Raw genomic sequence first — 4,768 nt, forward strand, 5'->3', positions numbered from 1 at the left:
ACGCTCCACCCCAGACGACACCCACCACACCGTAGTGACAACACACCCCGCCACCAGCACCAACACACCTACCAGCGCCTAACTAAACGGCATTGTCGTGGAGACGGACTGGTGGAGGACCCGCCGGATCGGCCGGATCTCCTCGATGATGCGGCTCCGGGTCGCTTTCGGGTTGATCAGCGAGTCGACGAACATCGGCAGCTGCGCTTCGGAGAGGGAGCTGCTGAACTCGCTCTTCTCATCCCGGAACCGCTCGTAGTCGGCGTCCACGACCTGGATGTCGGACTTGAACCGCTTGCGAGTGGGCAGGAATTGGAAGATGTAGACGTGGCACGCGGTCGAGGAGATGAGCATGAATAACGAGAAACCGAGGTAGGCGTGCCAATGCGACTCCGCGTACTGCCATGACCCGCTGGCCGTCACGACAACCGAGGAAAAGGACAGGACCATGGTGACGACGAACGCGAAGCGGAGGGCACCGCGTTCGTGCAAGCGCTTCTTCTCGCCCGGGTCGAGGACGTCTTCGGCGGCATCCGTGTCGATCGCGGCGCTCATCGCCCGCCCCCGCCGTCCGTGTCACGATGATCGCGACTCATGCTGCCTCCCGGCCCGACACCATTGTCCTTGCGCTCGCTCCGACGACCTAGCTCCGCTCGGTGGAACCTCGCCGGTACTATCGGTGACATACCCGCGGTGTTACTCGTATGCACGGTGGTGACCGGAACGGCCCATTCCGCATTTCTCGGATAGGTGACTAATGCTATTCCGTCGCCATTCGGAATCATGCCGATTCGGTGAGTGGCGCTCACGTCCCACGTCCGGTCCCCGACGGACGTTCCTCGTCGCAAACGGAAGCAGGGGTCCCCGTGCGGGGACCCCTGCGTGGTGTTCGAGGGCGGTGTCAGGCCGGACGTGCGGTCACGGGCCGAACCAGCGTTCCTCCGCCGTCCCGCGCGGTGGGGCGGCGGTGGTGCCGTGGATCAGTTCGGTGGACAGGGTGACGGCTCGGGGGCGCGTGCGCTCGGCCGAGTCGAGCAGCAGCTTGCCCGCCGCGCGGCCCTTTTCCAGGACCGGCTGGCGCACCGTGGTCAGCCCGGCCTGCTCCGCCTCGCGGATGCCGTCGAAACCGGTGACGGTGATGTCGACCGGCACGCGCAGGCCGCGCCGCTGGACCTCCGCCATCGCGCCCAGGGCCAGTATGTCCGACGTGCAGATCAACGCGGTGATCTGCGGGTCGCGCTCCAGCACCTGCGCCGCCGCCGAGGCGCCCGACGCCATGGTGTGGTCGAACCGCTCCGCCACCGGCACGGTCGCCCAGTCCACGCCGACCGACGCGAACGCCTGCGCCAATCCGGCCAACCGGGCCCGCTGCACGTGGAAGTGCGCCGCCTGCTGCCGCTCCGGCACGACGAAGTCGTCGTTGCGGTCACGGGCCAGCCGCATGCACACCACGCCGACCCGCCGGTGCCCCAACGAGATCAGGTGCTGCGCCAGCGCGTGCATGGCCGCCTGGTCGTCGATCCCGACGCGGTCGACGTTGCCGAGATCGGGCTGGTCGCACACGACCGTCGGCACGGGCCGCTCCAGCACCGCCGCCAGGTGCGGGTCGTCGTCGGGCACGGAGTACACCACGAAACCGTCCACCCCGGCCCGGTGCACGGCCGCCACGTCCTCGCGCTCGGGGTTCGCCGGCACGAGCAGCAGCCCGGTGCCGGCGTCCTCGCACGCGAGCGCCAATCCCTCCAGGAACCCGATCGCCGCCGGGTCGCGGAACGCGTAGGACAGGTTCTCGGTGAGCAGCAGGCCCACCGCACCGGCCTTCCTCGTCCGCAGTGAACGGGCCACGGGGTCGGGCCCCGGGTACCCGAGTCGTCTCGCTGTCTCCAACACCCGGCGTCGCAGCTCTGGCGAGAGCTGGTCGGGACGGTTGTACGCGTTGGACACCGTTGTCCGGGAAACACCCAGCTCCGCCGCCAGTGAGGCGAGCGTCGCGGGGCGTCGCACATGCATCGACCGCGCCATGAAGTGACCGTAACGGTTCAGAACCATTTGCAGAAGTGGGGGTGACCGGCGTCCCTCTAAATCGTCATCAGTGCAGCTGGGGGTGGGTTACCTCAGGGTACAGTGGTCTAAACCAATAGGGGCTCAGCGGACGACTCGCGCACGACCAACCGCGGTCGGAAAACACGCGTGTAATTGCCCGCCGGACGTCGTCGCCGGTCCGGGTCGAGCCGGTGCACCAGCTCGTCGACGGCCGCCGCCGCCATCTCCTCGATCGGCTGCGCCAGCGTGGTCAACGACGGCGAGCAGTACGACGCCAGCGGGATGTCGTCGAACCCCACCACGGACAGGTCCCGCGGCACGGTCAGCCCGCGCCGGTGCGCCTCCCGCAGCACGCCGATCGCCATGTGGTCGGACGAGCAGATCACCGCCGTCGGCCGCACGGTGTCCAGCAGCGTCGACACCGCCTCCGCCCCGCCCTCCGGCCCGAACGGCGCGTGCGCCACGAAGTCGGACGTCGCGGGCAGCCCGTCCTCCTCCAGCGCCGCCGCCCACCCGGCCCGCTTGAGCCGCGACGGCAGCGCCCGCGCCGGCCCCGACACGAACCCGATCCGCCGGTGGCCCAGCTCGACCAGGTGCCGGGTCGCCGCGTACCCCGCGTGCTGCTCGTCCACGGTCACGTCCGGCACGTCCAGCGACGGCGTCGCCCCGTTGAGGAACACCATGTGCACGCCGTCGGCCAGCAGCTTCGCGTAGTACGACGGCCGCGGCGCCTGGCCGAGCGGCACCTCGACGTTGGTGATCTCCGGCGACGCGAACACCATGCCCTCGACGCCGCGCGCGAGGAGCATCCGCACGTACTCCTCCTCGCCCATCGCGCCCGCGCCGGTGGCCCGCGTGTTGCACAGCAGCGACGAGTACCCCAGCCGCGCGGCCCGCACCTCCAGCGCCTCGGCGAACGCCGGGAACACGGGGTTCGACAGCTCGGGCACGAGCAGGCCGATCACGCCGGTGCGCTGCAGCGCGCCCAGCCCGCGCGGGGTGTAAGGCATTTCCGCAAGCACCGCGAGCACCCGCTGGCGCGTCTCGTCGTTCACGCCCGCCCGGCGGTTGAGCACCCGGCTGACCGTGGAGATGCTCACCCCGGCTGCCCTGGCGATCTCGGACAGACCGGACACCGTGCCTCCTCGCAGACTTGTGGGTGACGTGCAGCCTGCCGTCAGCGGCAAATTTTTGCAACGCCCACCTTGGTTTCCGTCGGCCGGACCGGGCCGTTACGGCTTGGTTACGTCAAGACCCTTGACCCGGCCCTGGTCGGCGGGATGAAATCCGCGTCAACAATTTCGCAAGTTCTTGCAAGAGCCTTCATCACGGTGGAGGCCCGCAGGAGGGACGACAGCAACGATGCGACGTACCACCCTCGTGACCGCAGTGGCGGCCGTTTCCGCCCTCGTCCTCACCGCGTGCGGTGGTGGCGACGGCGGATCGGCGTCCGGCGACTCCGGCGAGATCACCTTCTGGGACACCAGCGGCCCGAACGAGGGCCCGGCGTTCGCCGCGATCGCGCAGGAGTGCGCGACCAAGGGCGGCTACAAGGTCAAGACCGAGACCGTGCCCTTCGACGCGGCCCTGAACAACTACAAGACCGCCGCGCAGGGCGGCCAGGGCCCGGACGTCTTCCGCGCCGAGGTCGCGTGGGTGTCGCAGCTGGCCAAGCTCGGCTACGTCGCCGACCTGGCCGGCACGGACCTGGTCAAGGACACGTCCGACTTCCTGGACACGCCGCTGGGCTCCACCAAGTACGACGGCAAGACCTACGGCGTCCCCCAGGTCACCGACTCGCTGGCGCTGTTCTACAACAAGAAGCTGCTGGCCGACGCCGGTGTCGAGCCGCCGAAGACGTGGGACGAGGTCAAGGCCGCCGCGGCCAAGCTGGGCGGCGAGAAGACCATCTTCGTCAACAACGACGCCTACTACGCGCTGCCGTTCATCTACGGCGAGGGCGGCGACCTGGTCGACGCCGACGCGAAGAAGATCGTGGTCAACTCCGCGGACAACGTGAAGGCGCTGGAGACCGCGAAGGGCCTGCTGGACGCCAAGGCCGCGTCCACCGCGCTCGACCCGACCAACTCCTACAACAACATGCAGGCCGCGTTCACCTCGGGCGAGGTCGCCATGGTGGTCAACGGCCCGTGGTCGGTCGCCGACTACCTCAAGGGCGCCGCGTTCGCCGACCCCGCCAACCTGGGCATCGCGCCCGTCCCCGGCGCCACCGCGGGCAAGGGCTCCGCGCCGGTCGGCGGCCACGACTACGTGATCCGCCAGGGCACCAAGGCCAAGGACTCCTCGGTCAAGTTCATCGCCTGCATGAGCAGCACCGAGTCGCAGGTGCGCATCGCCAAGGAACTGGGCCTGCTGCCCACCCGCAAGTCGGCCTACGAGAACGCCGACGTGAAGGCCAACGCGGTCGTGTCCTCGTTCGAGCCGGTCGTCACCGCCGCCCACCCGCGGGCGTGGATCCCCGAGGGCGGCGAGCTGTTCGACCCGCTGAAGATCGCCTACGCCGACGTGCTGGCGGGCAAGAAGGACGCCAAGACGGCGCTGGACGAGGTGGCCAAGAAGTACAAGGACACCGTCCTGCCCGAGTACACCGTCGGCTGACCATCCCTCGCGGGGGGGGGGGGGGGAGGGGGGGGGGGGGGGGGGGGGGGGGGGGGGGGGGGGGGGGGGGGGGGGGGGGGGGGGGGGGGGGGGGGGGGGGGGGGGG

The 4,768-nt window shown here is 69.9% G+C and carries 4 protein-coding genes; 1 reads left to right on the forward strand and 3 read right to left on the reverse strand.

Going from position 1 to position 4,768, the window contains the following annotated elements:
• Positions 1 to 78: 78 nt before the first annotated feature.
• From ACZ7GX_RS45615 to ACZ7GX_RS45625, 3 genes are all read right to left on the reverse strand, one after another.
• On the reverse strand, positions 79 to 555 hold the full coding sequence (locus ACZ7GX_RS45615; protein WP_498786913.1) for a hypothetical protein: 477 nt from the start codon (positions 553 to 555) through the stop codon (positions 79 to 81).
• Between the two features lie 363 nt (positions 556 to 918).
• Positions 919 to 2,022, reverse strand: coding sequence for a LacI family DNA-binding transcriptional regulator (locus ACZ7GX_RS45620; RefSeq protein ID WP_498786914.1), 1,104 nt, complete (start codon positions 2,020 to 2,022; stop codon positions 919 to 921).
• 107 nt (positions 2,023 to 2,129) lie between these two features.
• A complete protein-coding gene (locus tag ACZ7GX_RS45625) occupies positions 2,130 to 3,179 on the reverse strand; it encodes a LacI family DNA-binding transcriptional regulator (RefSeq protein ID WP_498786915.1) in 1,050 nt (349 codons plus the stop codon).
• A gap of 226 nt (positions 3,180 to 3,405) precedes the next feature.
• Between ACZ7GX_RS45625 and ACZ7GX_RS45630 the strand changes: the two genes are divergently transcribed.
• Positions 3,406 to 4,662, forward strand: a complete 1,257-nt coding sequence (locus tag ACZ7GX_RS45630) for an extracellular solute-binding protein (RefSeq protein WP_498786916.1) — start codon at positions 3,406 to 3,408, stop codon at positions 4,660 to 4,662.
• Positions 4,663 to 4,768 lie beyond the last annotated feature (106 nt).

The sequence above is a fragment of the Actinosynnema sp. NPDC037264 genome (genome assembly GCF_055603705.1).

Excerpts from the sequence above, each read along its gene's own strand:
- ACZ7GX_RS45620 (WP_498786914.1), bottom strand. The coding sequence starts at position 2,022 with ATGGCGCGGTCGATGCATGTGCGACGCCCCGCGACGCTCGCCTCACTG.
- ACZ7GX_RS45615 (WP_498786913.1), bottom strand. The coding sequence starts at position 555 with ATGAGCGCCGCGATCGACACGGATGCCGCCGAAGACGTCCTCGACCCG.
- ACZ7GX_RS45630 (WP_498786916.1), top strand. The coding sequence starts at position 3,406 with ATGCGACGTACCACCCTCGTGACCGCAGTGGCGGCCGTTTCCGCCCTC.